Origin of the sequence: Streptomyces sp. NPDC058291 (assembly GCF_042880855.1) — a bacterium.
Classification (GTDB): domain Bacteria; phylum Actinomycetota; class Actinomycetes; order Streptomycetales; family Streptomycetaceae; genus Streptomyces.
In genome coordinates this window covers 1-1,209 of record NZ_JBHVYK010000179.1, presented here as the reverse complement: position 1 = coordinate 1,209, position 1,209 = coordinate 1, and the positions used below count along the sequence as shown (strand labels likewise).

Sequence of the window (1,209 nt, the reverse complement as noted above, 5' to 3'; positions counted from 1 at the left end):
GCCGTCCACTCCGCCCGCCCGCCCGCGTCCGCTCCACCAGTGAGGTGAGCGGACGGGAGTGGCGTCCGGGCGCACGCGGGGGAGAGTGCTGGGATGTCGGCACCCGCCCGCCGCTGACGTCCGACACCCCGAGGACCGGTCCCGCATGCCCTTTTCCCGTAGGCCCGTCGCCGCGGCCGTCGTCTCCGTGCTCGCGCTCGGCGTCCCGGCGCTCGCCGCGGCCCCTGCCCACGCGCTGCCGATCCGCCCGGCGGCCGTGCCCCGCCTCGCGACGGCCGTCCCGGCCCCCGCCACCGTGACGGTGACCGGCGAGGGGAGCGCGAGCGCACCCCCCGACATCGCGGTCGTCGGCGCCGGCGTCGAGTCCTTCGCCAAGACCTCGCAGTCCGCGCTGGACGCGCAGAGCACGGCGGCGGCCGCGCTGCTGGCCGCGGTCCGCGCCCAGGGAGTCGCCGAACGGGACGTCCAGACGCGCAGCGTCACCCTCATCCCCGTCCACGACTCCACCGACGGCGTCTCGCGGCTGACGGGTTACCAGGCCGCGCAGTGGTTCTCGGTGAAGGTGCGCGAGGTGGCGAGGACGGGCGCGGTCCTGCAGGCGGTCACCGACGCCGCCGGTGACGCGGCGCGCATCGACTCCGTCGTCTTCGACGTCTCCGACCCCGCTCCGCTGCAGGCCCGCGCCCGCGAGGCCGCGCACGCCGACGCCCGCGCGAAGGCCGAGCAGTACGCCCGCCTCAGCGGCCGCCGCCTGGGCGCGCTGGTCTCCCTCAGCGAGGACGCCTCCACCTACCCGCGCCCCGTGTCACCGGCCGGGGAGACCTCCGGCGCCGGCATCGCCGCGGCGCCCGTCGCCCCCGGCGAGATCCGGGCGGGGGCGACGGTGACCGCGGTCTACGAACTGGACTGACCGGCTCCCCGGCCGCGCACCGCCCGGGACCGGCTGCCGGGCCGCGCACCGCCTGGGACCGGCTGGCCGCCCGGGGCCGGCTGCCCGGCGCACCGCCTGGGACCGGCTGCCGGGCTGCGCACCGCCCGGGGTCGGCTGCCCGCCCGGGACCGGCTGCCGGGCTGCGCACCGCCTGGGACCCGCTGCCCGCCCGGGACCGGCTGCCGGGCCGCGCACCGCCCGGGGCCGGCTGCCCGGCCGCGCACCGACCGGGACCGGCTGCCCGCCCGGGGCCGGCTGCCCGGCGCACCGCCTGGGAC

At 80.2% G+C, this 1,209-nt stretch carries 1 protein-coding gene; it reads left to right on the top strand.

The window, feature by feature from the left end:
* Window positions 1-145 precede the first annotated feature (145 nt).
* Window positions 146-910 carry an SIMPL domain-containing protein gene (locus ACFVYK_RS37950; protein WP_389781293.1) on the top strand — a complete coding sequence of 255 codons (765 nt, stop codon included), beginning with the start codon at window positions 146-148 and terminating at the stop codon, window positions 908-910.
* Window positions 911-1,209: the final 299 nt, after the last annotated feature.

Coding starts and splice junctions, on each gene's coding strand:
- ACFVYK_RS37950 (WP_389781293.1), top strand. CDS start 146: ATGCCCTTTTCCCGTAGGCCCGTCGCCGCGGCCGTCGTCTCCGTGCTC.